Raw genomic sequence first — 577 nt, 5'->3', positions numbered from 1 at the left:
CGCGTGAAATAGGCCGTCTGCTCCTGTGTGCGGGCGGTTTTCTTTTCCCTGTTCGCCGCCTTCTGCTGTGCCCGTGTCTCGGTCTCTGCAAGATTCTTCCCGATATACCAGGCGCTTTTGGCAACGTCGCTGTCGATGATGCCGATCCCGTACCGTCCGGACGTGTACGAAAAGCTGTTCCCGGCCTGCCCGGCGCTAAGATACCGTTTAAACTCTCCGGCATACAGCGAAACGTCCCCGCCGTGATATCCGCTCAAAAACACATTGGCGGACGCAGCACTCGGCATGAGAATCGCTTCCTTGACAAGCGCCCCCGAAGTTTCGTCCTGATACTGGATGCTGCCGGCTGCAGCCGGCTGTCCGTTTGAAAGCTGTACCGTCGCCCGGTCCGGGTCTGCAATGCCCGTCACCGTGACCGTCCTGCCGCTCTTCGGATCGGTCGCGCGGATGGCCCCGGAAAATGCCCCTGTGCGCCCTTCTGCGCCGGTTTCTGTTCCATAGGGGTTGTTTCCCCGCTGTGCCGAAACGCCGCCGGTTTGCCCGTCCTGGACGGCAAAATTGCCTATTTCTCCGTAGC

At 60.5% G+C, this 577-nt stretch carries 1 protein-coding gene; it reads right to left on the bottom strand.

The window, feature by feature from the left end; all coding sequences use genetic code 11:
* The coding region (locus tag IAG03_RS14705; RefSeq protein WP_249320764.1) for a hypothetical protein at positions 1-577 on the bottom strand (577 nt) is incomplete at both ends.

This window comes from Yeguia hominis (genome assembly GCF_014384705.1).
GTDB lineage: Bacteria > Bacillota > Clostridia > Oscillospirales > Acutalibacteraceae > Yeguia > Yeguia hominis.
The sequence above is the reverse complement of the archived record's forward strand: the minus strand, read 5'-3'. Positions and strand labels throughout refer to the sequence as shown.